Origin of the sequence: Streptomyces sp. NPDC050759 (assembly GCF_044456945.1) — a bacterium.
Lineage (GTDB): Bacteria > Actinomycetota > Actinomycetes > Streptomycetales > Streptomycetaceae > Streptomyces.
Window position 1 is genome coordinate 134,216 of sequence record NZ_JBITGI010000016.1, and the last position, 23,541, is coordinate 157,756.

Genomic DNA, 23,541 nt, shown 5'->3' on the forward strand with positions numbered 1-23,541 from the left:
GGCTCACACCACCGAGGCCACCCAGTCACGGTCCCCCGCCGTCACGACCCCAGGATCGACGTGAGGAACTCCCCCACCCAGCCGAGCAACTCCCGCCCGACCAGCGGCTTTCCGCCCACCTTCGCCGTCTTCGGGCGCGGCACCAGCACCTGGTGCGCGGCCGGCTTGATGACGGTGCCCGGGTAGAGCCGCTTGACGCGCAACTCCTGCGATTCCCGCAACTCCACCGGTGCGAAGCGGATGTTGGTGCCCTGGAGGACGATCTCGCCGACGCCACACGCGCGTGCGAGCATCCGAAGCCCCGCCACCAGCAGCAGGTTCTCCACCGGCTCGGGCAACTTGCCGTAGCGGTCGACGAGTTCCTCCCGTACGGCCTTGACGTCCTCCTCGGTGTTCACCGAGGCGATCGAGCGGTAGGCCTGCAGACGCAGCCGCTCGCCCGGCGCGTAGTCGTGCGGGACGTGGGCGTCGACCGGGAGCTCGATCTTGACCTCCAACGGCGGTTCCTCCTCCACGCCGCCCTCCAGGGAAGCGCGGTAGTCCGCGACCGCCTCGCCGACCATGCGGACGTACAGGTCGAAGCCGACGCCCGCGATGTGCCCGGACTGTTCGCCGCCGAGGAGGTTGCCCGCGCCGCGGATCTCGAGGTCCTTCATGGCGACGTACATGCCCGCGCCCATCTCGGTGTGCTGGGCGATCGTTGCCAGGCGCTCGTGCGCCGTCTCCGTCAGCGGCTTCTCCGGCGGGTACAGGAAGTACGCGTAACCGCGCTCGCGGCCACGGCCCACCCGGCCGCGCAGCTGGTGCAGCTGGGACAGGCCGAAGTTGTCGCCGCGCTCCACGATCAGTGTGTTCGCGTTGGAGATGTCGATGCCCGACTCGACGATCGTGGTCGACACGAGCACGTCGAACTTCTTCTCCCAGAAGTCGACGACGACCTGTTCGAGGGCCTGTTCCGACATCTGGCCGTGGGCGGTCGCGATGCGCGCCTCGGGGACGATCTCGCGCAGCCGCGCGGCCGCCCGGTCGATCGACTCGACGCGGTTGTGGATGTAGAAGACCTGGCCCTCGCGCAGCAGTTCACGGCGGATGGCCGCGCCGATCTGCCGCTCCTCGTACGGCCCGACGAAGGTGAGCACCGGGTGGCGCTCCTCCGGGGGCGTGGTGATGGTCGACATCTCGCGGATGCCGGTGACCGCCATCTCCAGAGTGCGCGGGATCGGAGTCGCCGACATGGTCAGGACGTCGACGTTCGCGCGGAGCTTCTTCAGCTGCTCCTTGTGCTCGACGCCGAAGCGCTGCTCCTCGTCGACGATGACCAGGCCGAGGTCCTTGAACCTGGTCTCGGAGGAGAACAGGCGGTGGGTGCCGATGACGATGTCCACCGAGCCGTCGCGCAGCCCCTCCAGGACGGCCTTCGCCTCGGTGTCGGTCTGGAAGCGGCTGAGCGCCTTCACGACCACCGGGAACTGCGAGTACCGCTCGGAGAACGTCCCGAAGTGCTGCTGCACCAGCAGGGTCGTCGGCACCAGGACGGCGACCTGCTTGCCGTCCTGTACGGCCTTGAAGGCGGCCCTGACCGCGATCTCGGTCTTGCCGTAACCGACGTCGCCGCAGACCAGGCGGTCCATGGGGATCGACTTCTCCATGTCCTCCTTGACCTCGGCGATGGTGGTGAGCTGGTCCGGCGTCTCCGCGTACGGGAAGGCGTCCTCCAGCTCTCGCTGCCAGGGGGTGTCCGCGCCGAAGGCGTACCCCGGGGCCGCCATCCGCGCGCTGTACAGCTTGATGAGATCCGCGGCGATCTCCTTGACCGCCTTCTTGGCGCGCGCCTTGGTCTTGGTCCAGTCGGCGCCGCCGAGGCGGTGCAGGGTGGGCGCCTCGCCGCCGACGTACTTGGTGATCTGCTCCAGCTGGTCGGTGGGGATGTAGAGCCGGTCTCCGGGCTGGCCGCGCTTGGCGGGGGCGTACTCGACGACGAGGTACTCGCGCGTGGCGCCCTGCACGGTCCGCTGGACCATCTCGATGTAGCGTCCGACGCCGTGCTGTTCGTGGACGATGTAGTCGCCCGCCTCGAGGGTGAGCGGGTCGATCGTCTTGCGGCGCCGGGCGGGCATCCGGGCGCCGTCCTTGCCGGCCGCCTTCTGGCCGGTCAGGTCGGTCTCGGTCAGCACGGCGAGTCTCAGCGCCGGGTCGACGAAGCCGTACTCGATCGAGCCGCACGCCACGTGCACGACGGACGGACTCAAGGATCCGAGCTCCGCGTCCAGGCGGGCCGCGATGCCCTCGCCGCCGAGCACCTCGACGGTACGGGCCGCGGGGCCGTGCGCCTCGGTCACGTAGACCGCGCGCCAGCCGTCGGCGAGCCAGCCCTTGGTGTCGGCGAGGGCCTTGGCGGTGTCGCCGCGGTAGGTCTCGGGGGCGTGCATGCCCAGCTGGAGGGTGTCCGCCTCCAGTTCGAGATCCGCCGCGAACGGCGACACCGACCACCACATCATGTCCAGCTCGCGCGCGCGGTCACGGACGTCGGCGATGGCCCACAGGGAGGCCGCGCCGACGTCGATGGGTGCCTCGCCGCCGCCCGCGGTGGCCGCCCAGGACGCCTGGAGGAACTCCTGCGAGGTGGCCACGAGGTCGGACGCACGCGTGCGGACCCGCTCCGGATCGCAGACGACGGCCATGGCGCCCTTGGGCAGGACGTCGATCAGGAGCTCCATGTCGTCGACGAGGACGGGAGCCAGGGACTCCATGCCCTCCACGGCGATCCCCTCGCCGATCCTGCCGAGCAGGTCGCCGAGCTCGGGATGCTCCTCGGCGAGGGCACGCGCGCGTGCACGTACGTCGTCCGTCAGGAGCAGTTCGCGGCAGGGCGGGGCCCACAGGCCGTGTTCGGCGACCTCCAGGGAACGCTGGTCGGCGACCTTGAAGTAGCGGATCTCCTCGACGTCGTCGCCCCAGAACTCGACGCGCAGGGGGTGTTCCTCGGTGGGCGGGAAGACGTCGAGGATGCCACCCCGTACGGCGAACTCGCCGCGCTTCTCGACGAGCTCCACGCGCGCGTACGCGGCGGCGGCGAGAGCCTCCACGATGGTGTTCAGGTCGGCGGTCTGCCCGGTGCGCAGGGCGACCGGTTCCAGGTCGCCGAGGCCCTTGACCTGCGGCTGGAGCACGGACCGTACGGGTGCGACGACCACGGAGACCGGACCGGTCTCGGGGTCGTCGGGACGGGGGTGGGCCAGACGCCGCAGGACGGCCAGGCGGCGGCCGACGGTGTCGCTGCGGGGGCTGAGGCGCTCGTGCGGGAGGGTCTCCCAGGACGGGTACTCCACGACCCCCTCCGACGGGAGCAGGGAGCGCAGGGCCGCGGCCAGGTCCTCCGCCTCGCGGCCCGTCGCCGTCACCGCGAGCACGGGGCGGCCGGCCTCCCGCGCGAGGGCTGCGATCGCGAAGGGACGGGCCGCCGGTGGGCCGACCAGGTCGACGTGCATGCGGTTGCCGTCCTGGGCCGCCGTGATCGCTTCCGCGAGGGCGGGGTCCTTGACGACGGCGTCGAGCAGACCGTGCAGGCTCATTCTGGGCGGCTTTCGTCCGGGGGCTTTCTGGGGGTGGGCAACGCGAAGGGCCCGACACAACGAAGGGCCGGGGGGTCTCCAGCCTACGACGGCCGCGGCCCGGCCGTCGGAGCCTGTGGACAACCCCGCCTCGCCCGCGGGCGCCCTGTGGACAGCGAAGAGCGCGCAAGCCGCTCCCCGTGGACAGCGAAGAACCCGCAAAGCTGCTCCCCGTGGACAACGAAGAGCCCGCCAACCTGCTCTCCGTGGACAACGAAGAACCCGGCGCCGAGAAGTCCCCCGTGACTTCTCGGCGCCGGGCGTTCCCCCGTCCCAGGGTGGCTATTCGGTCGCGATCGCCTTCAGGACGTTCATCCGGCCCGCCCGGAACGCCGGGATCAGGGCGGCGAACAGGCCCACGAAGGCCGATCCGACGAAGACGCCGATGATCGTCGGCCAGGGGATCTCCAGGACCTTCAGGCCCTCCAGGGCGAGGAGCTTCTGGGCGGTCGCGCCCCAGCCCATGCCGAGGCCCAGGCCGAGCAGTGCGCCGAAGAGCGCGATGACCACCGACTCCATGCGGATCATCCGTCGCAGCTGGCGCCGCGAGAGGCCGATCGCGCGCATGAGGCCGATCTCCCGGGTCCGCTCGACCACCGAGAGCGCCAGGGTGTTCACGACACCGAGGATCGCGACGATGATCGCGAGGGCCAGCAGGCCGTAGATCATGTTCAGGAGCTGCCCGATCTGGTCCTTGAAGGCTTCCTTGTAGTCGGTCTGGTCGCGCACGGTGTACTGCGGATAGTCGTGCAGCGCCGACTTCAGCGACTTGTACGCGGCGTCCTGCTGCCCGTCCTTGGCGTTGGCGAAGACCAACTGGTCGAGCGGCATCTTGTCGGCCGGCACGTACTTGGCGAGCGTGGCGATCGAGATGTACTTCGAACCCGCGTCGATGACGACGTCACTGCTGGTGATCGCCCGGACCGTCAACTCGGCGGTGGCACCGTCCTTGAAGGCGACCTTGATCTTCGAGCCCAGGTGGATGCCGTGCGCCTTGGCGAACTTCTCGTGCACGGACATCGAGTCGGGCTTGTAGGCGTCGGCGAGCTCGCCCGCCACCGTCTTGGTCTGCAGGTCGGTCGCGTAGGACGGGTCGGCCGCCGTGATGTCGGTGTCCTTGAGCGTCTTGCCGTCGGGGGTCGTGTAGTCGGCCTCCGTGGTCCGGTACTCGGTGACGTGTGCCAGGCCCGGGGTGTCCTTCACGGCCTTGACCGCGGCCGGCGTGACCAGCTGCCCGCTGTCGGACTGGATGATGAAGTCCGTACCGACCGTCTTGTCGAGCTCGTCCGTGGCCGAGGCGACCATGGAGGAACCGACGACCGACAGACAGGCGACCAGCGCGAGGCCGATCATCAGAGCGGCGGCCGTGGCTCCCGTACGACGCGGGTTGCGCAGGGCGTTGCGCTCGGCCATGCGGCCGACCGGGCCGAACACCCTGAGGACGACCGCGCCCAGGACGCGCACCACACCGCCCGCGAGGAGCGGGCCGATCACGACGAAGCCGATCAGGGAGAGCACCACGCCGAGGCCGAGCCACAGGGAGCCCTCCTTGGCCTTGTCCGCCTGGGTGACCAGGTACAGCGCGTAACCGCCGCCACCGGTCAGGAGCAGGCCCAGCAGGGCCCGTATGCGGCCCGCCTTGGCGTCGGCGGGGGCGCCCGCGTCCCGGAGGGCGGCCATGGGCGAGACCTTGCCCGCGCGGCGGGCCGGAAGCCAGGCGGCCAGCACGGTGACGACCACACCGAGGAGCAGTCCGACCACAGGGGTCGTCCATGCGATCGTCAGGTCGCTGGTCGACAGGTTGATGCCCAGGGAGCTCATGAGTTTCATCAGGCCGACCGCGAGGCCGACGCCGGCGCCGACCCCGAGCACCGAACCGGTCACGCCCAGCAGCAGCGCCTCGACCAGCACGGAACGGTTGACCTGCTTGCGGCTGGACCCGATCGCCCGCATCAGGCCGATCTCACGGGTCCGCTGCGCGACGAGCATCGAGAAGGTGTTGATGATCAGGAAGATGCCGACGAGGAAGGCGATCCCGGCGAAGCCGAGCATCGCGTACTTCATGACGTTCATGAAGCCCTCGACGTCCTTCTGGTTGGCGTCGGCGGTCTCCTTGGCCGTCTGCACCTTGTAGGCGCCGCCGAGTTCGGCCGCGACGTTCTGCTTCAACCGGGCGTCGGTGACACCGGAGGCGGCCGTGACGTTGACGTTGGTGTACACGCCCGTCTCGCCGACCAGGCTCTCCTGGGCGGTCTTCGTGTCCAGGTAGAAGATCGCGGCACCGGGGTTGGTGACCTCGAACTCGGCGACGCCGGAGATCTTCGCGGTGTGCGTGCCGACCGCGCTGATGACGCCGATCTCGTCACCGAGCTTCAGGTGGTGCTTGTCGACGGTGTCCTTGTCGACCATGATCTGGCCGGAGTTCTTCGGCGCCGCACCGGAGGTGATCTTCATGGTGCGGGCGTCGTTGCGGTTCCAGTTGCCGACGATGGTCGGGCCGCCGCCGGACGGCGAGAGGCTGTCCTTGTCGGCGTCCACGACGGTCACCGAGGTCGAGAAGACGGTCCCCTCCGCCATCTTCACGCCCTGCGCCTCGCGCACCTTGCCGAGCACGGAGGCCGGCATGACCGGCGGCTTGCCGTTGTCCGAGGTCGTCTCACCGCTGTCGGAGGCGCCCTTGGCGCTCACCGTCACATCCGAGGACGTGGCGGCGAAGAGCTTGTCGAAGGTGGTGTTCATCGTGTCGGTGAACACCAGCGTCCCGCAGACGAAGGCGACCGACAGCAGGACCGCCACGGCCGACAGGGCCATGCGTCCCTTGTGCGCGAAGAAGTTGCGCATGGAGGTCTTCATGACGGTCATGACGTACGCCCCCGGGCGTCGAAGTCCTTCATGCGGTCCAGGACGGCCTCCGCGGTGGGCTTGTACATCTCGTCGACGATCCGGCCGTCGGCGAGGTACAGCACGCGGTCCGCGTACGAGGCGGCCACCGGGTCGTGCGTGACCATGACGATGGTCTGCCCGAGCTCGTCGACGGAGCGGCGCAGGAAGCCCAGTACCTCGGCGCCCGCGCGCGAGTCGAGGTTTCCGGTCGGCTCGTCACCGAAGATGATCTCGGGACGCGCCGCCAGGGCGCGGGCCACGGCGACACGCTGCTGCTGTCCGCCGGAGAGCTGGGTGGGCCGGTGCCTGAGTCGGTCGGAAAGTCCCACTGTGTCCACCACGCGTGCGAGCCACTGCTTGTCGGGCTTGCGCCCGGCGATGTCCATGGGCAGCGTGATGTTCTCGAGCGCGTTGAGCGTCGGCAGCAGGTTGAACGCCTGGAAGATGAAACCGATCCGGTCCCGGCGCAGCTGAGTGAGCTTCTTGTCCTTCAGACCGGTGATCTCGGTGTCGTCGAGGTAGATCTGACCGCTCGTCACGGTGTCGAGACCGGCGAGGCAGTGCATGAGGGTGGACTTGCCGGACCCCGAGGGGCCCATGATCGCGGTGAACTGCCCGCGAGCGATGTCCACGTCCACATGGTCGAGGGCGACGACACGGGTCTCACCGGACCCGTACGCCTTGACGACCTGCCGCGCCCGCGCGGCAACGGCCGTACGCCCTCCAGTGCCCCCGTGCCTGGTGATGGTTACAGCCGATGTCACGGTATATCTCCTATGTCGGTCAGCGAGTCAACAGCCGATCTGTAGGGCGATCGGTTCGTTGCTTGGGTACGGCGTTCAGTCTGGTGCTGGGAGACGGTCCGGCGCGCTGGTGCTCAGCACCCTCTTCTACGGGGGAAAACCCCACCCCCGCCGATCCGGTCGTCCCCTCCCCCACCGCTCCCCAGCGGCGTAAAGCCAGGTTAAGGACGGACCATGGCCCTTCTCCTCCTCCGGCGGTACGAACCCTCCCCCAGCCGTAGTGCGGAGCTACCCCTAGGGGCAGTCCACCACCGGGTGGAGACGATCTAGGGGTCGGCTCCACCCTCCGCCGCACCGAGACTGCACCCTGCCGCCGCGTGAGGGGCAAGTGGGAGAGTGGTCGCCGGCAGATAGATGCAGGGGGAAGGAATCCGCGTGGACGAGACGAAGCCGGCGATACGGGAGCCCGCGCGGCATGTCTCCACGAATCGGCGCGGGGCTGTCGTAGCGGCCCTGATGCTGGCGATGGCCCTTGCGGCCCTGGACGCCACCATCGTCTCCACGGCGGTCCCGCAGATCGTCGGTGACCTGGGTGGCTTCTCGGTCTTCTCCTGGCTGTTCTCCGGCTATCTGCTGGCCGTGACGGTGACACTGCCGGTCTACGGCAAGCTCTCCGACACCTTCGGGCGCAAGCCGGTGCTGATCGCGGGCTCGGCGGTGTTCCTGCTCGGCTCGCTGCTGTGCGCGGTGGCATGGAACATGGGGGCGCTGATCGCGTTCCGGATCATCCAGGGCCTGGGCGGCGGCGCGCTGCAGGGCACGGTCCAGACGCTTGCCGCCGACCTGTATCCGCTCGAGGAACGCCCGAAGATCCAGGCCAAGCTGTCCACGGTGTGGGCGGTGGCGGCGGTCGCGGGACCGGGCATCGGCGGGGTCCTCGCGGCGTACGCGGACTGGCGGTGGATCTTCCTGGTCAACCTGCCGATCGGCGCGGTGGCGCTGTGGCTGATCGCCCGTCACCTGCACGAGCCGCAACGCGCCTCTCGCGATACGACGGCCACGCGCGCGCGTGTCGACTGGGCGGGCGCGCTCGCGGTGTTCGCGTGCGGGGGCGTGCTGCTGACGGCGCTGGTGCAGGGCGGGGTGGCCTGGGCGTGGCTGTCGTGGCCGTCACTGGGCCTGTTCGGCGCGGGAGTTGCCCTGGTGGCCGCCGTGGTCCTGATCGAACGCCGGGCGGCGGAGCCGATCATCCCCGGCTGGGTGTGGCGCCGCCGCACGATCGCCGCGGTGAACCTGGCACTGGGCGCCCTGGGACTCCTCATGGTCGCCCCCACGGTCTTCCTGCCGACGTACGCCCAGTCGGTGCTCGGTCTCACCCCGGTCGCCGCCGGATTCGTGCTGTCCGTATGGACGTTGAGCTGGCCGGTGTCGGCGGCCCTGAGCCAGCACGTGTACCGGCGCATCGGCTTCCGCAACACGGCGATGCTGGGCATCGGCATGGCGGCCCTGATCCTGTTCGCCTTCCCCTTCCTCCCCTACCCGGGCGCGGCCTGGCAGCCGACCCTGCTGATGCTGTTCCTGGGCGCCGCGCTGGGACTGTTTCAACTCCCCCTGATCGTCGGGGTCCAGTCGACGGTCGGCTGGGCGGAACGCGGCACGACCACGGCGTCCGTCCTCTTCTGCCGCCAGACCGGCCAGACGGTGGGCGCGGCGGTCTTCGGCGCGGTGGCCAACGGCGTCCTGGCCGCACGCCTGGGCGGCGCGAGCGACCTCGACTCCGTCACGCGCGCGTTGGACGCCGGCACGGCCCCGGAGGAGACCCGCGCGGCCATCGCGGACGCGGTGCACACGGTGTACGTGGGGGCGGGGTGCGCGGCGGCTCTGGCGTTCGCGGTGCTGCTGGTGCTGGCGCCGCGGCGGTTTCCGGTGCTCGAGGAGCAGTGACGCTACGCGCGCGTGCACCTCGGACACCGGCACGGCGGGAAGCGGCCCGCCAGGTCGATGGGCGCGTCCTTCCGCGTCGGGCGGTACGTCACCGTGGGTCCCCAGGTTCGACCCCCGTCCCGCGAGACCTGGAGGGTGATCTGCGCCCCGGCCATGCCCTCTTCCTGCTCTTCCGTGAGGTCCACGCCATCACCTTTCACTTTCTGTGCTGATGCATGCACAGAGTGACGTGACGCTGGGTACGCTCGGAAGGTAGCTGAGCGTGACAACGGGGTCCGCACGAGGGGGAGTTGATCGGTGGCGATCGAGGACAATCCGCTGACGAGGCAGCAGTACGGCGCCGAGCTGAAACGACGCCGGGAGGCGGCCGGACTCACGCAGGAGGAGCTGAGCGTGCGTGCCGTGATGTCGCGCACGCACATCGCGCACATCGAGGCGGGTCGGCGAAGGCCGGACGTGGAGGACGCGCGGCGGCTGGATCAGATGCTGGAGACGGGCGGCTTCTTCGAGAACTTCCTTCCGGCTCTGGACGGCCGCAAGGTGGCGGAACACTTCGCGGAGGCACTGGAGTTCGAGGGGAAGGCGACGGAAATCCGGGAGTACGCCCCCAAGTTGGTGCCCGGCATCCTTCAGACTCCGGCCTACGCGCGCGAGGTGCTCAGCTCGGGTGCGGTGCCCAAGAGCGACGACGAACGTGACGAGCTCCTCGTCACCCGCCTGGAACGCGCTCGCATTCTCGACGACTTCCACTCACCGAAGGTGTGGGTCCTGCTCGACGAGGCGGTGCTACGACGACCGATCGGCGGTCCAGAAGTGATGTGCGAGCAACTCCGGCACATCGCGACCCTCGGAGAGAGCAACCGTATCCGAGCCCATGTGCTGCCCTTCTCCGTCGGCTACCACGCCCTCATGGAGGGCTTCGTTTCGCTGATGTGGTTCGAGGACCTGCCTCCCATCGCCTATGCCGAAGGCCTCAGGTCGGGCCGAATCCTGGAACTCCCGTCCGTGGTCCGGGAGTGCCAGGTGTCCTACGACCATGCGCTGGGCGACGCCTTGTCGCACCGCAAGTCCCTGGCGTTGATCGGGTCGGTCGCAGAGGATTACGAGCATGAAGCGCAACAAGCACAGCATCCCTGACGCCTCTGCCCTGACCTCGTGGCGAAAGTCCAGCTACAGCGGCGGAAGCAGCGGCGACTGCCTCGAAGTGGCCGACGCCGCCCGCCCGTTCGTCCCCGTCCGCGACAGCAAGAACCCGACCGGGCCGGCGATCTTCGTCTCGATCCCGGCCTGGCAGAGCTTCGTCACTTCGCTCGATCGAACCACGCCGTAGTCGCCGGCAGGAACAGCAGGACGACCACGGGCAGTCCGAGCACGATCCGCAGGGCGGCGTCCACGAACTCCGAGGGCGCCGTCGCGCCGAGCGCCTGGTTGAAGGACGAGACGAGGACGAACACCATCACCACGACGGTCGTGACCCGGATCCCGCCCCGCGCCCTGCCGTCGTAGGTCAGAGCCAGCAATGCGCACACCCAGACGAGAATCCTCGATCTCGACGGGGTTGTCGGCCGGGTCGTACCTGTAGTACACGTCCGCGTCGGTGCCCGTGTGGGTCTCGGACACCACGCTCTGGCGGGCCAGACGCTTGGTACCGGTCTCGTAACTGCGGTTGATCTCCATCCAGTCCGCGGACGAAGAGACGCCCAGCGTGTTGCGGATCTGTTCCACAGCGTGTGGTTGACGTGGGTGACACGCACCCGGCGTAAGGGCCCGAGCACGCTGCGGTGAGGCCAAAAGTCTGAGTTAACGGGGGTAACACCGCAGGTCAGAGAAGTAAGCGCATACCGACCGATCAGTTTGCCGAAAGGGCTGTACAACTCCGAACCGCCGAGTAACGTGCGGGGCTCCGCTCCCCCGTCCACCCCCCAACTCCCTGCGGTCCGCCACGTCGGGCCCGAGCCTCGCAAGGAGCACCGGGTGTCCTACGACCCGTCACAGCCGTATCCCACCTACCCCTGGCAGCCACCCCCCGCGCCGCCCGAACCGGTCACCCGGCACCGGGGCCACCGCTCCCCGCTCGGCCACCACAGCGACCTGCGGATCCTGCGCAGCGCCTACCGGTGGCAGCGGCGCACCGCCACGCTCACCGCGCTCGGGTACTTCACGCTCTTCCTGGTGCTGTCCGCGTACGCGCCGTCCTTCATGGCGAGCAGCGTCACCGACGGTCTGCCCGCCGGCCTGCTCCTCGCCCTGCTCCAACTGCCCGTCACCTGGCTGGCGATCGCCGTGTACGAGCACACCGCGCGCCGCTACGTCGACCCGCTCGCGGACCGCATCCGCAAGCAGTCCGAGGTGGACGCCAGGCGAGGGGCGGGCGAGCGATGACCGGCTTCAGCGACTCCGCGCAGGCGATGAGCCTGGTGGCGTTCTCCGCCGTCGCCACCATCACCCTCCTGCTGTGCGTGATGACCGGCCCGGACCGCGACGACCTCGACGAGTTCTACACCGGCTACAGCTCCCTGTCCGCCATGCGCAACGGCCTCGCCATCGCGGGCGACTACATCTCCGCCGCGACCGTCCTCGGCACCGGCGGGGTCATCGCGCTGTGCGGCTACGACGGCATCGTTCTCGCGCTGAGCACGGTCCTGTCGCTGATGCTGCTGATGTTCCTGCTGGCCGAACCCCTGCGCAACGCGGGCCGGTTCACCATGGGCGACGCGCTCGCACGGCGGATGCCGGGCCGTGCGGTACGCGTCGCCGCGTGCCTGGTCACCCTCGCCGCGCTGCTGCCGCTGATGCTGGTGCAGCTCGCCGGGGCCGGCCAACTGCTGGCGTTCATCCTCGGGTTCTCCGGTGACTCGCTGAAGACGGGCTTCATCATCGGCCTGGGCATCCTGATGATCAGCTACGCGGCCATCGGCGGGATGAAGGGCACCGCCCTCATCCAGATCCTGAAGATCGTCATGCTCCTCGGATCCGGCGCACTGGTCGCCGTACTGGTCATGAACCGGTTCGACTGGAACCCGGCCGCGCTGTTCGACACGGCGGCCCGGCAGAGCGGGGTGGGGCCGGCCTACCTGCGCTCCGGACTGGAGTTCGCGGGCGGGCCGTACCCGCGCCTCGACATGATCACCTCGCAGCTCGCGGTCGTCATCGGCGGGGCGTGTCTGCCGCACGTCACGATGCGCATGTACACCGCGTCCAGCGCACGTCAGGTACGCCGTTCGATGTCCTGGGCGGTGTCGTCGGTGGCCGTGTTCGTCCTGGTCATCACGGTCGTCGGGGTCGGGGCGACGGCGATGATCGGGCGGACGGTGATCGCGGAGGCGGACCCGCAGGGCAACACGGCGTATCTGCTGGGCTCCCGGGCGGTGTTCGGGCCCGACGTGTCGACCGGAGAGACGTTTCTCTTCACCACGGTCACCACGGCGCTCTTCCTCACCCTCCTCGCCTCCGTCGCCGGCATGATCCTCGCCTGCGCCAACTCCCTTGCACATGACGTGTTCGCGGCGCGGGCCCCGTCGATGCCGGCGCACCGCGAGATTCTGCTGGCCCGGGTGTCCGCGCTGGCGGTCGGCGTCCCCACGATCTTCCTCGCGACGCTGATCCAGCACCGCAGTCTGCAGCCGCTGGTGATCCTGTCCTTCTGCGTCGGCGCGTCCGCGTTGGCGCCGGCGCTCGTGTACAGCCTGTTCTGGCGGCGCTATACGCGGACGGGGCTGCTGTGCACATTGATCGGCGGCACGCTGACGGTGCTGTTGCTGATGCCGGGCACGAATCTCGTGTCGGGGTCGCCTGTGTCCGCGTTTCCCGAAGCCGACTTCAACTGGCTGCCGTTCACGACGACGGGGCTGGTGTCCATTCCGGCGGGGTTCTTGTTCGGGTGGCTGGGGACGGTGATTTCCGGGCGGCGGAAGGCGGAGGAGCAGCGGCGGCAGTATGAGGCGGTGGAGGGGTGGATCTTGGCGGGGGCGGTGCGGAGGGGGTGACCGGGGGGTCGTCTGTCGGGTGCGGGTGGGTGGGGGTGAGCCGGGGGGGTCGTCTGTCGGGTGCGGGTGGGTGGGGGCTGGTCGCGCAGTTCCCCGCGCCCCTGGGTGGGTGTGGGTGGCCGGCGCCAGGTCTGCGCCGTTGCCCCAGCTGTCCTGACGGCCCTGGCTGGCCCGCTGGTCTGGCTGGCCTGGCTGGCCTCCGCGGTTCCGGCCTCCCTTGCTGGCCCGGCTGCCCTGGCGGACCCGGCTGCCACGGCCGCCATTGCCGCCCTGACTGGCCGGCTGCCCTCCGCGGCCCGGCGGGGGTACGGCTGCCCTTGCCGCCCCGTTGCCCCGGCCGCCCTGAGTGGCCGGCTGCCCTCCGCGGCCCCGGCCGACCCGCGGGCCCTGCTGCCCCCGCTGTTACTCCGTCGCCGCTGTTCCCGTGAGTGCTGTCAGGCTGCTGCGTACGTGGTCCATCTGTGCCTGGACCTCGTCGCGGCGCTCCTCGTGCTTTCGCAGCACGCGGTCCGTCTCCCCGGCGATCCGCTCCTCCTGGAGCCTTGCCTCCGCAAGGATCTCCGCCGCACGCGCGCGTGCGTCCTCCTCGCTCCGTCCCACCGAGGCCTCCGCCTCCGCGAACTCCCGCTCCGCGTCCGCCAGCGCCGCCTCCGCCCGCGCCACCCGTTCGGCGCTCCGCGCGTCCGCCTCGGCCGCCCGCTTCTCCTCGGCCCGCTCCACCTCGGCCCATCGCTCGGCATGCTCCTCGGCCTGCTCGGCGAGCATCCCGATGGTGCGCTGGCGTACGTCGCGCAACGCCGCGAGTGCCTCCCCGCGCCCCGCCTTCACCTCACGCCGGGCGGCGACACGGATCTCGTCGGCCTCGGCGCGCGCGGCGAGCAGCCGCTGACGGGCGCGTTCGTCGGCCTCCCCGAGCACGGTGTCGGCGTGCGCCTGCGCGGCATCCCGTACGCGGTCGGCGTACGCCTGCGCCTCGTCCGCGAGGCGCTGCGCCTCCTGTCGCGCCCTCTCCCGGACGTCCGCGGCCTCCTCCTGCCCCAGTTCGAAGAGCCGCCGCGCACCCTCGCCGAGCGCCTCGTACGCCTGCGGTGCCAGCCCTGCCACGACCTCGCGCAGGCGCACCAGCTCCGCCTCCATCTCCCGGGCGAGCACGGTGAGCCGGGCGGCCCGTTCCCAGGCGGCGTCACGGTCCTGGGACAGGGCGGCGGCGTACGCGTCGACCTCTTCGGGACGGTAGCCGCGCCCTCGTACGGCCACGAACCCCTGCGGCGACACCGGTGCGCTGCTCATCCTGGAACCCCTCTCCGCCGAAACAACACGAACGGACACGAAATGATGATTTCGCGCACATCTTGATGTATCGGACGGAAATGTTCATAACGCGACACTCCGCGTACCCGTCCCGGTAGGCCCCGGTCATGACGGTCGCCAATCGCACACATGCGAAAGGGCCGGGCCCTGTCACACGACCGGCCCGGCCCTCCACGCACACGTACGGATCAGCGGCGGCGCGGCCTCACAGCAGCCCGTCCCACATCTGCTCCAGCAGCACCGACCACCAGCTCTCCGGCGAACCCAGCGCCGCCGGATCGAGCGAGGCCAGCTGGGCCTGGAAGTCGACGGTCCAACGACCCGCCTGCTCCTGGTTCAGACCGAAACGAAGCCGCCACATCCGGCCGAGCAGCGCCAGACAGCGCTGGAACTCGGGCAGGCCCGTGTTCACGAACTGCGGCGGTACGGGGGCACCGCCGGGGCCCGCCTCGACAGGTACGGCGACGATGTTCGCCGTCCCGTACTGCACGCAGATCGCCTTGCCGAAGTCGCTGCCCATGACGAGGTACGAGCCCGCGTCGGAGGCCGGTTGCACCCCGCGCTCGGCCGCCAGCTCCGCCAGCGTCGGCACCGGACGCCCCGGCTGGGCCTGCGCCCAGAAGAACGGGCCCATGTCCAACGGCAACCCCGCCACGACCAGCGAGTGCGCGACGACCGGCGGTACGCCCTGGCGGGACACCGCGGCCTGCTCGAACCGGAAGATGCCGGGGCCGAAAGCCCCCGCCAGCTCCTGCGCCACGCCCTCCGGCGGGATCGGCGGCGCGGCCTGGACGGGCGGCAACGGCGCGCGCACCGGCGCCGGGCGGGCAGGCCCGTCCGCCACCTGGTGCAACTCGCCCTGGTGGGCCAGCAGTTGCTGCATGCCCTGCTGCCGGCTCGCGTGATCCGTGCCGTACGGCGCGATGCTCGCGATCCGCGCCTGCGGCCACTGCTCCCGGATCATCCGCGCGCAGTACGCCCCCGGCAGCTCGCACGACTCCAGCTCGGTGTGCAGCTCGAGCACTTGGTCCGGGGGCACGTTCATGCCGCGCAGCTCGTGGAAGATCTGCCACTCGGGGTGCGGCGTCCCCGGCGCCGACCGCCGGATCAACTGCTGCTCCGACCCGTCCTGCGCCCGGTACCGAAGGACGGCCTGATACCCGGGCCCGACGGTGGGCTGCACCTGCTGGGGGTAGCCGTAGGCCGGGGGCCGGCCGGGCCCCCCGGGCTGCCCCGGCTGCCCATGCGAGGACTGACCCGGGGCGGGCTGTCCCGGCATCGGCTGCCCGGACAGAGACTGCCCCGGCGCCGGCTGCCCGGGCGGAGGAACCGGACCCTGGGACGGTACGGCACCCGGAGGCGGGGGCGGCATCGTGCCGGGCGGCGTCGGCTGCGGAGCGCCCGGAGCCGTCCCAGGGGCGCCGGGGGTTCCAGGGGCGCCAGGAGAGCGGGGGGCTTGCGGCGGCGGAGGCACGCCGGGGCCGCCCGCCGGGGGCGAGGACAACACGGTTTCCGCGTGATGCACGACCCCGGGCGCGGTCCGTGGAACACCGGGGGCACCAGGAGGCTGCGGCGCGCCGGGAGCACCCGGAGCACCCGGAGCACCAGAAGCCTGCGGGGCGCCCGAGGCGCCGGACGGCTGCGGAGCACCACCTTGCACACCCGCGAACGGAGACGAACCCTGGCCGCCAGAACCCTGTGGCGTACCCGGTGCCCCAGAAGCGTGCGGCGCACCCGGCGGCTGCGGAGCACCAGACCCACCCGGCACACCCGGGAACGGAGACGAACCCTGACCACCAGGAGCCTGCGGCACGCCCGGAGCACCCGGGAACCCCGGGCCGCCGGGCCAATTCGGCACACCCGGAGCCCCAGGTGGAGGCGGAGTCGGCGCACCACCAGGAGCGGACGGTGCGCCCGGAGGCTGCGGTGCTCCCGACCCCGAAGGCCCCTCAACACCCGGCGCCGACACGAACTGGGTGGGCACGTACCCGCCCTCCGGCGCACCAGGAGCGGGCGGCGGAGTCGCGCTCCCCGGCTGCGCACCGGGCACCCCGGGGGGACCCGGCGGAGGCGGCGGGGTCGGTCCCCCGGCCTGCGCCCCGCGCGAGGGAGGCGCCAACTTGCTGGTGGCGACATCGGCGATGTCCCCGGCACTCGGCGCAGGTCCCGGAGCACCGGGAGCACCGGGCACACCCGGCGGCTGAGGCGCCCCGGCACCACCACCGGGCGCCTGCGGATACCCGTACGAGGACGCACCCGGCGCAGACGGAGGAGCAGCCGCACCCGAAACACCCGAAGCACCAGCACCGTGCGGATAGCCGTACGAAGACACACCAGGCGCAGACGGAGGCGGAGGGGTGACACCAGCCCCCGGGCCACCCGCAGCAGCCGCACCCGAAGCACCAGCACCCTGCGGATAACCGTACGAAGACGCCCCCGGCGCAGACGGAGGAGCAGCCGCACCCGAAGCACCAGCCCCCTGCGGATAACCGTACGAACTCGCACCCGGCGCAGACGGCGGAGTCACCCCGGACGACGACCGCCCACCCCCCGAAATCCGCGCAGTCCTGGAGTCCGTGACCTCGGAGACCTCCGAGACCTCCTGGACGTCCGCCCCCTCCGAGACCTCCGCGACCTCCGACCCCTCCAAGGCCGACGAAGCCCCCTCGTCCGCATCGCTACCGCCGCCCCCACCGCCACCACTCACCGGCGCCGAGAACACCGTCTCCGGCAACGCCACGGAGAGGTCCTCACCCCCGTTGGTGTCGGTACCGGTCCATGGCCTCGCCCCGGCAGGCACCCCCGGAGCGGCACCCGAATCCGCACCCGAACCAGCAGTCGACGCCGCCGCACCCGAGCCAGCAGTCGACGCCGCCCCACCGGACCCGCCGTCCCGAGCCCCGGAGGAAACCCCCGCGCCGTCGCCGCCGATCCCCAGCTTGTCCGCCGCGTCCTGCAACCACTCCGGCGGCGTCAGGAGAAACGACGTCTGGTTCAGATCGAGCCGGGACGCCGCCGACGCTCCCCCCGCGTCCTCGACCCCGTCCTCCCGGCCGTACGTCTCCTCGTACCGGCGGATCACCTCGCCCACCGGCAACGAGGGCCACAGCGTGGCCTCTCCGCTGTCCCGGGCGATCACCAGCCGCTGCGCACCGCCGTCCGAACGCGGTCCCTCCGCGCGGTCCTCGGCCCACACCACGAACCCGAGGCCGAACTCCCGCACCCGCACCTCACGATGCTGGTACGACGGCACATCCCCGTTGATCCACTCTTCCGCGCGCTCCTGCGCCTGCGCGAACGTCACCATCGCTGAAGCTCACTCCCCCGACACGGAAGAAGACACGGGAACGGAACGGGCGAACCCGCCGTCCACCATCAGGTTCGCCACCGTCTCCAACTCCGGCGGATTACCGGCCAGTCGGGACAGGAACACATCGAAGTCCGCACCGCAGGGCAGCAGCAGACGTTCCACGCGCTCGGCCGGCGGCATCGAAGGGTCGACGTCGCGCGCGTCGTCGTAGGCGCAGAACCAGACCGATCCGATCCCCTCGCCCTTCACCTTCACGGCCAGCAGACCGCCCTGGACGAAGCCGACACCGAGGTAGTCCTTCGTCAGATGGTCGCGCAGGCACTTGTTGACGTACACGAGGTCGTTGACCGCCGCCTCGTCGCGCACCGTGAAGAACGGCTGGTCGACCAGGAGTCCCAACTCCGCGTCGAGGGCAGCGCCCACCGGGGCCGATCCGCCCGCCGCCTTCAGGAACGACCGGTACGCGCCCGGCAGCCGGTATCCGAGATCCTCCTCGACCCCCTGCACCTGCGACTCGGTCACCGCCACCGACGACTTCGGCAACCCGAAGTGCGCCGGACGCGTCTCCTGCAGCGGCCGCGTCCCCCGCTTGTTCTGGTCGACACGTGTCGTCGCGATCCCGCCGTGATGCCGTAGCAGGGCCTTCACCTCGACCGGGATCAGCTCGAGCCGCCGCGAACCCACCACGTGGTGCCACGTCCAGCCGTGCGGCGTCGCCACCGCCGGCACCGTGTCCCACAGCTCGTGACCGGTCGCCGCGAGCGCCGCGTTCGCCGAGACGTAGTCCGTCAGCCTCAGTTCGTCGACCCCGAAGCCCTCCGGCGGCTCGGCGATCTCCGCGGCGGCACGCGCGTAGGGCGAGAAGTCGGGGTAGCCACGCTCGTCCACCCGTACCCCTCTGGGATGACGCGCGGCCCGGACCGGATCCGGAAAGTGCACGACCTGCCCGGCATAGGCCGCGTTCGGCGGCGCGGCTTGTTGCCCGAGCCGACCTGTCGTCATGGCGAAAGCCCCCTGCGGCGCTCTGGTACGACCCGCGGCGACCCCTTGGGCAAAGCAGGGTCGCCACGTGCCGTATCGACTGTCTCGTCCGTCTCCACGCGTCAACCGCGCGCATCGCGGCGACCACTTGGATCGCGGTGCCGACAGCCTATGCGGTACGACGACACCGGTCACCGGGCACCGGTCAGCCCCCCTCCGCTTCCGTGACCAGCCGTCACCCCGTCGTGACAGCCCGCCCGAACCGGGCGTGTCGCACCGCCCCAGCTTCCGCACCAGCCCCGCCGTTTGGCAGTCTGTGACCTCCGGGGGGATGCTCTGGAGGGGATGACGATCATGAACACGACGCAGACGGGACCGCACACAGGACCGCACACGGGCACGACGACCGGCGCGAACGGCAGACCGCACGCCGGCCTCGACGGCGATCCCCGCATCGGCTGGAGCAGCGCCGAGAGACCCCACGCGCCCGCTCTCCGCCACCGCCGCGACGGCATACTGCCCACGGTCGCCGCCGCCCTCTCGGTCCGCGGCGCCACCCTCACCTCCACCGCGGCCCGCGGCGACCAGGCCCCGCCGCTGCACCCGCTCGTCCAGGACTTCCTCGACACCCTCGGCAGCGACCGGCGCGACCGCTTCACCGGCCGCTGCGCGGAGACCATGCTCATATCGCGGCACATCGCCGCCGCCGACGCCGCCCGCAGCAAGCGCGCAGGCCGCAAACCGATGACCAACGGCGAGGCCCGCCGCGCCCTCAAGCAGGCCAAACTCACCGCCCGCCGCATCCGCGAGGACGGCGACCCGCTGCACGGCAGCTTCGCCGCCCCCTGCCGCGCCTGCACCGCTCTGAGCGCCCACTTCGGCGTACGCATCGTCGACCCGACGGCGAACGGCGGCTGACACCCCCCCCACCGGTACGACCCGTACAACCCGTACGACGGCGCCTCACGCACCCCGGCGTCCACCCATGACCTCGACGAACGCGAAGGGCAGATGCACCCCGACCGCACCGGCACCACCCGCTTCCCCGGCCCCGTCGACGCCGTTCTGCGCGCCGCCGGCTGGCAGCCCGGACGCTGGGACATAAAGCAGGCCGAGATCTGGGCCGACGCCCTGCGCGACCACATCTCACCGGCCGGACACCGGCACGCCGTGTTCCCGGCCGCGGTCGAGGCCTGGGCCGAGTTCGGCGGACTGCACCTGACGCCCACCGGCCCCGGCCGGCAGGTCGCCCCCGCCCGCCTCCACCTCGACCCGCTGCACGGTCTCCACATGGCCCGCACCCTCGCCGACCTCGGCCGCGCCCTCGACACCGAGGTCTGCCCGCTCGGCGCCGAGACCGACTCCCAGGCCGTCCTCTGCATCGACACCGAGGGCCGCGTCTACGTCCTCGACCACACCGGCGACTGGTATCTCGGCCCCGACATCGACCAGGCCCTCGCCGGCCTCGTCTCCGGCATCGAACCGACCCGGCTCACCGCGGACTGAGCCCCGGGGTCCTCGAGGCCCCACGCCCGCACGTCCCCGCATCCCCCTCCATCCCCCCACATCCCCACGTCGGTCACGCCGCCGGAATCACCGCCGACACCCGGAAACCCCCCGCCTCCGTCGGCCCCGACACGAACACCCCGCCCAGCGCGGAGACCCGCTCCTTCATCCCCACCAGGCCGTTGCCCCCCGACGGCAGCCGCGCCGACGCGAGCGACGACACCTCCGGCGGCGGTTCGTTCTCCACCTGCATCGCGATCTCCGACGCCCGGTGCGCCAGCCGTACGTGCGTCTTCGCGCCCGCCGCGTGCTTGTGGACGTTCGTCAACGCCTCCTGCACCACCCGGAACGCCGTCTGCTCGATCTGCGCGGCGTACGACCGCACGTCACCCTCCACCGACAGGTCCACGGCCATCCCCGCCGCGGCCGACTGCCCGATCAGCGTCTCCAGATCGTCCAGACAGGGCCCGTCGGCCTCGTCCACGGCCCGCGAGGCCGCCACGGCCGCCGCCACCCCCACCGCGACGAGGGGCACCGCGGCCCGCTCCTGCCGCCCGAAACCGTCCCCGCTGCGCAGCACACCGAGCATCTCCCGCAGCTCGGTGAGCGCCTGCCGCCCCATGTCCCCCACCAGCGCGGCGTTCTTGACGGCCTTCTCGGGATCCTTACGGGCGACGGCCTGCAGCGCGGCCGCGTGCACCACCATCAGGCTCACCCGATGGGCCACGACGTCATGCATCTCGCGGGCGATACGGGTCCGCTCCTCGCCCCGCGCCCACTCGGCCCGCTCCTCGGCCCGCTCGGCGAGCAGCTGAAGCTCCCGCTCCAGGTCGTCGGCCCGCTCCCGCAGGCTCTCCATGAGCCGGCGCCGGGCGCCCACGTACAGCCCGAGCAGCAGCGGCGGCGCGGTCATCCCGATGGCCGTGGTGATCGACGCGAAGGGGACGAACCAGTCCCCCAGGTCCAGTTCGCCGTGCGCCATGTCCTGGCGTACCCGTACGAACATCACGATCAGCATCCCGACCAGCGACATCCCCGCCAGCGAGCCGATGATCCGGCGCGGCAGCTCGGACGCGGCGAGCGTGTACAGGCCGACGATGCCCATGAGGTAGCCCATCTGGGCGGGCGTGATGGCGATCGAGACGAGCACGACGGCGATCGGCCACTTGCGCCGGACGACCAGCACCGACCCCGCCAGCACACCGAACACGATCCCCGCGGCCATCGGGATCCCGGCGTCCTCCGCGAACCGGATCCCCTCGAACGCACACTCCACCGCGGACGCGGACGCCAGGCCCGCGTCCAGTACCGCACTACGCCACCGTGCCCACCACCACGGCCCCGTCTGAGCCGCGGTGGTCTCTTCCCCCGTCGTGGTCATGCCTCCAGCCTACGTTCGGCAGTGCGAGGTTTTCCGGTGCATTTCGACGACTGGCCTACACCACCTTGAGTGACCGATCGACCACGAAACCGCCCGATTTCGTCGGCATCGGAGTCCGCAGGGCCGCCGATCTGTACCGTCGCGTCGAAGGCGCCCGGTACGGCATAGTAGGAGCCGCCACTCGGCGACCTGACTGAATGTCCGGTTTAGTCGAACTTATTCCCCCGTGGTGTAATTGGCAGCACTGTGGCTTTTGGTGCCATCTGTCCGGGTTCGAGTCCTGGCGGGGGAGCCGCACCTTGTTCGCACCCTCTTCGGGCCCTGACAGCACTGTCAGGGCCCACTCTCATGTCCCCCAGGAAACGCCCCGGTATCCTGCGGATGTCACCCCACCCCCTCCACAGCCGAAGGGCATCCCGTGAGCGCCATTCGCCCGGCAGCCGTCGTCGTTCTCGCAGCGGGTGAGGGCACCCGTATGAAGTCGGCCACACCCAAGGTCCTGCACGAGATCTGTGGCCGCAGCCTCGTCGGGCATGTGCTCGCCGCCGCCCGCGAGTTGGACCCCGAGAACCTCGTCGTGGTCGTGGGGCACGGCCGGGAGCAGGTCACCGCGCACCTCGCCGACACCGACGCCGACGTACGGACGGCCGTGCAGGCGCAGCAGAACGGCACCGGGCACGCCGTACGGATGGCGCTGGAGGAGCTCGGTGGCCGTGTCGAGGGGACCGTCGTCGTCGTGTGCGGGGACACTCCGCTGCTGACCGGCGAGACGCTCGACGCCCTTGCCGCCACGCACTCCACGGACGGGAACGCGGTCACCGTGCTGACCGCCGAGGTGCCGGACGCGACCGGGTACGGGCGGATCGTGCGGGACACGGTGTCCGGTGCGGTGACCGGGATCGTCGAGCACAAGGACGCCTCCGAGGCGCAGCGGGCCATCCGCGAGATCAACTCGGGCGTCTTCGCCTTCGACGGGCAGCTCCTCGCCGACGCGCTGGGCAAAGTGCGGACCGACAACTCCCAGGGCGAGGAGTACCTCACCGACGTTCTCGGGATCCTCCGGGAGGCCGGGCACCGCGTCGGCGCCTCCGTCGCCGTCGATCACCGTGAGATCGCCGGGATCAACAACCGTGTGCAGCTCGCCGAGGCACGGCGGATCCTCAACGACCGGCTGCTGACCGGCGCCATGCTCTCCGGCGTCACCGTCGTCGACCCGGCCACCACCTGGGTCGACGTCACCGTCACCTTCGGCCAGGACTCCGTCGTCCATCCGGGCACGCAGCTGCACGGCTCGACGCATGTGGGTGAGCGCGCCGAGGTGGGCCCCAACAGCCGCCTCACGGACACGCAGGTCGGAGCGGGGGCACGCGTCGACAACACCGTCGCCTACGGCTCCCACATCGGCGACCACGCGAGCGTGGGACCGTTCGCCTATCTCCGCCCCGGCACCCGGCTGGGCACGAAGGGCAAGATCGGGACGTACGTCGAGACGAAGAACGCGAACATCGGGGAGGGGACGAAGGTCCCGCATCTCTCCTATGTCGGTGACGCGACGATCGGCGAGTACTCGAACATCGGTGCCGCGAGCGTGTTCGTGAACTACGACGGCAAGGACAAGCACCACACGACGGTCGGGTCGCACTGCCGCACGGGTTCGGACAACATGTTTGTGGCGCCTGTCACGGTCGGGGACGGCGCGTACACCGCCGCGGGGTCGGTGATCACGAAGGATGTGCCGCCCGGTTCGCTGGCCGTGGCCCGTGGCCAGCAGCGGAATATCGAGGGCTGGGTGGCCCGCAAGCGTCCGGGGAGCGCGGCGGCGAAGGCCGCCGAGGCGGCTTCCCGGGAGGGCGCGAGCGAGGACTGACCGGAAACAGGTGCGCCG

17 protein-coding genes and 1 tRNA gene are annotated in these 23,541 nt (G+C 70.9%); 9 read left to right on the forward strand and 9 right to left on the reverse strand.

Going from position 1 to position 23,541, the window contains the following annotated elements; translation table 11 throughout:
* Positions 1-41: 41 nt before the first annotated feature.
* From mfd to ACIBJB_RS36640, 3 genes are all read right to left on the reverse strand, one after another.
* Positions 42-3,572 carry a transcription-repair coupling factor gene (gene mfd, locus ACIBJB_RS36630; RefSeq protein ID WP_398937304.1) on the reverse strand — a complete coding sequence of 1,177 codons (3,531 nt, stop codon included), beginning with the start codon at positions 3,570-3,572 and terminating at the stop codon, positions 42-44.
* Between the two features lie 321 nt (positions 3,573-3,893).
* Positions 3,894-6,473, reverse strand: a complete 2,580-nt coding sequence (locus ACIBJB_RS36635) for an ABC transporter permease (RefSeq protein WP_398937306.1) — start codon at positions 6,471-6,473, stop codon at positions 3,894-3,896.
* Complete coding sequence (locus ACIBJB_RS36640) at positions 6,470-7,258, reverse strand: ATP-binding cassette domain-containing protein (RefSeq protein ID WP_391181245.1); 789 nt, start codon at positions 7,256-7,258, stop codon at positions 6,470-6,472. The genes ACIBJB_RS36635 and ACIBJB_RS36640 overlap by 4 nt, the downstream gene beginning before the upstream one ends.
* Positions 7,259-7,672: 414 nt before the next feature.
* Here ACIBJB_RS36640 and ACIBJB_RS36645 point away from each other — a divergent pair, with 414 nt between their 5' ends.
* The gene (locus ACIBJB_RS36645; protein WP_398937309.1) at positions 7,673-9,181 is read left to right on the forward strand and encodes an MFS transporter; all 1,509 of its coding nucleotides are present in this window, start codon (positions 7,673-7,675) and stop codon (positions 9,179-9,181) included.
* 2 nt (positions 9,182-9,183) lie between these two features.
* Here ACIBJB_RS36645 and ACIBJB_RS36650 read toward each other — a convergent pair whose 3' ends face one another.
* Positions 9,184-9,366 carry a hypothetical protein gene (locus tag ACIBJB_RS36650; protein ID WP_398937310.1) on the reverse strand — a complete coding sequence of 61 codons (183 nt, stop codon included), beginning with the start codon at positions 9,364-9,366 and terminating at the stop codon, positions 9,184-9,186.
* A gap of 112 nt (positions 9,367-9,478) precedes the next feature.
* On the opposite strand from ACIBJB_RS36650, the gene ACIBJB_RS36655 reads away from it, so the two are divergent.
* The gene (locus ACIBJB_RS36655; RefSeq protein WP_398937312.1) at positions 9,479-10,318 is read left to right on the forward strand and encodes a Scr1 family TA system antitoxin-like transcriptional regulator; all 840 of its coding nucleotides are present in this window, start codon (positions 9,479-9,481) and stop codon (positions 10,316-10,318) included.
* Complete coding sequence (locus ACIBJB_RS36660) at positions 10,290-10,511, forward strand: DUF397 domain-containing protein (protein WP_398937314.1); 222 nt, start codon at positions 10,290-10,292, stop codon at positions 10,509-10,511. The genes ACIBJB_RS36655 and ACIBJB_RS36660 overlap by 29 nt, the downstream gene beginning before the upstream one ends.
* Here ACIBJB_RS36660 and ACIBJB_RS36665 read toward each other — a convergent pair.
* Positions 10,483-10,710 (reverse strand): hypothetical protein, encoded by a 228-nt coding sequence (locus tag ACIBJB_RS36665; RefSeq protein WP_398937316.1) that lies wholly within the window; start codon positions 10,708-10,710, stop codon positions 10,483-10,485. The two genes, ACIBJB_RS36660 and ACIBJB_RS36665, sit on opposite strands and share 29 nt — an antisense overlap.
* Positions 10,711-11,155: 445 nt before the next feature.
* On the opposite strand from ACIBJB_RS36665, the gene ACIBJB_RS36670 reads away from it, so the two are divergent.
* Together ACIBJB_RS36670 and ACIBJB_RS36675 are read left to right on the forward strand one after the other, a co-directional pair.
* Positions 11,156-11,563 carry a DUF485 domain-containing protein gene (locus ACIBJB_RS36670; RefSeq protein WP_398937318.1) on the forward strand — a complete coding sequence of 136 codons (408 nt, stop codon included), beginning with the start codon at positions 11,156-11,158 and terminating at the stop codon, positions 11,561-11,563.
* Positions 11,560-13,167, forward strand: a complete 1,608-nt coding sequence (locus tag ACIBJB_RS36675; RefSeq protein ID WP_398937320.1) for a cation acetate symporter — start codon at positions 11,560-11,562, stop codon at positions 13,165-13,167. Before ACIBJB_RS36670 ends, ACIBJB_RS36675 begins: the two co-directional genes overlap by 4 nt.
* 402 nt (positions 13,168-13,569) lie before the next feature.
* Here ACIBJB_RS36675 and ACIBJB_RS36680 read toward each other — a convergent pair whose 3' ends face one another.
* The 3 genes from ACIBJB_RS36680 to ACIBJB_RS36690 all read right to left on the reverse strand — a co-directional run bounded on the left by ACIBJB_RS36680 (position 13,570) and on the right by ACIBJB_RS36690 (position 18,790).
* Complete coding sequence (locus ACIBJB_RS36680; RefSeq protein WP_398937322.1) at positions 13,570-14,457, reverse strand: cellulose-binding protein; 888 nt, start codon at positions 14,455-14,457, stop codon at positions 13,570-13,572.
* A gap of 226 nt (positions 14,458-14,683) precedes the next feature.
* Entirely contained in the window at positions 14,684-17,785 is a 3,102-nt protein-coding gene (locus ACIBJB_RS36685; protein WP_398937324.1) for an SUKH-4 family immunity protein, read from the reverse strand.
* 9 nt (positions 17,786-17,794) lie between these two features.
* Complete coding sequence (locus ACIBJB_RS36690) at positions 17,795-18,790, reverse strand: SMI1/KNR4 family protein (RefSeq protein ID WP_398937326.1); 996 nt, start codon at positions 18,788-18,790, stop codon at positions 17,795-17,797.
* 324 nt (positions 18,791-19,114) lie between these two features.
* On the opposite strand from ACIBJB_RS36690, the gene ACIBJB_RS36695 reads away from it, so the two are divergent.
* A complete protein-coding gene (locus ACIBJB_RS36695) occupies positions 19,115-19,687 on the forward strand; it encodes a YwqJ-related putative deaminase (RefSeq protein WP_392762208.1) in 573 nt (190 codons plus the stop codon).
* 93 nt (positions 19,688-19,780) lie between these two features.
* On the forward strand, positions 19,781-20,275 hold the full coding sequence (locus ACIBJB_RS36700) for an SUKH-3 domain-containing protein (RefSeq protein ID WP_398937328.1): 495 nt from the start codon (positions 19,781-19,783) through the stop codon (positions 20,273-20,275).
* Between the two features lie 73 nt (positions 20,276-20,348).
* On the opposite strand, the gene ACIBJB_RS36705 is transcribed toward ACIBJB_RS36700, so the two are convergent.
* A complete protein-coding gene (locus ACIBJB_RS36705) occupies positions 20,349-21,656 on the reverse strand; it encodes a sensor histidine kinase (RefSeq protein WP_398937329.1) in 1,308 nt (435 codons plus the stop codon).
* A 220-nt stretch (positions 21,657-21,876) separates the two neighbouring features.
* On the opposite strand from ACIBJB_RS36705, the gene ACIBJB_RS36710 reads away from it, so the two are divergent.
* Together ACIBJB_RS36710 and glmU are read left to right on the forward strand one after the other, a co-directional pair.
* Positions 21,877-21,948, forward strand: a tRNA-Gln gene (locus ACIBJB_RS36710).
* Positions 21,949-22,074: 126 nt separating this feature from the next.
* The gene (glmU, locus tag ACIBJB_RS36715; RefSeq protein WP_398937331.1) at positions 22,075-23,523 is read left to right on the forward strand and encodes a bifunctional UDP-N-acetylglucosamine diphosphorylase/glucosamine-1-phosphate N-acetyltransferase GlmU; all 1,449 of its coding nucleotides are present in this window, start codon (positions 22,075-22,077) and stop codon (positions 23,521-23,523) included.
* The last annotated feature ends 18 nt before the right edge of the window (positions 23,524-23,541 follow it).

What these genes read in the sequence shown, in the direction of transcription:
- ACIBJB_RS36685 (WP_398937324.1), bottom strand. Translation starts at nt 17,785, where the DNA reads ATGGTGACGTTCGCGCAGGCGCAGGAGCGCGCGGAAGAGTGGATCAAC.
- ACIBJB_RS36700 (WP_398937328.1), top strand. Translation starts at nt 19,781, where the DNA reads ATGCACCCCGACCGCACCGGCACCACCCGCTTCCCCGGCCCCGTCGAC.
- mfd (WP_398937304.1), bottom strand. Translation starts at nt 3,572, where the DNA reads ATGAGCCTGCACGGTCTGCTCGACGCCGTCGTCAAGGACCCCGCCCTC.
- ACIBJB_RS36660 (WP_398937314.1), top strand. Translation starts at nt 10,290, where the DNA reads ATGAAGCGCAACAAGCACAGCATCCCTGACGCCTCTGCCCTGACCTCG.
- ACIBJB_RS36680 (WP_398937322.1), bottom strand. Translation starts at nt 14,457, where the DNA reads ATGAGCAGCGCACCGGTGTCGCCGCAGGGGTTCGTGGCCGTACGAGGG.
- ACIBJB_RS36675 (WP_398937320.1), top strand. Translation starts at nt 11,560, where the DNA reads ATGACCGGCTTCAGCGACTCCGCGCAGGCGATGAGCCTGGTGGCGTTC.
- ACIBJB_RS36695 (WP_392762208.1), top strand. Translation starts at nt 19,115, where the DNA reads ATGACGATCATGAACACGACGCAGACGGGACCGCACACAGGACCGCAC.
- ACIBJB_RS36690 (WP_398937326.1), bottom strand. Translation starts at nt 18,790, where the DNA reads ATGACGACAGGTCGGCTCGGGCAACAAGCCGCGCCGCCGAACGCGGCC.
- ACIBJB_RS36635 (WP_398937306.1), bottom strand. Translation starts at nt 6,473, where the DNA reads ATGACCGTCATGAAGACCTCCATGCGCAACTTCTTCGCGCACAAGGGA.
- ACIBJB_RS36705 (WP_398937329.1), bottom strand. Translation starts at nt 21,656, where the DNA reads ATGACCACGACGGGGGAAGAGACCACCGCGGCTCAGACGGGGCCGTGG.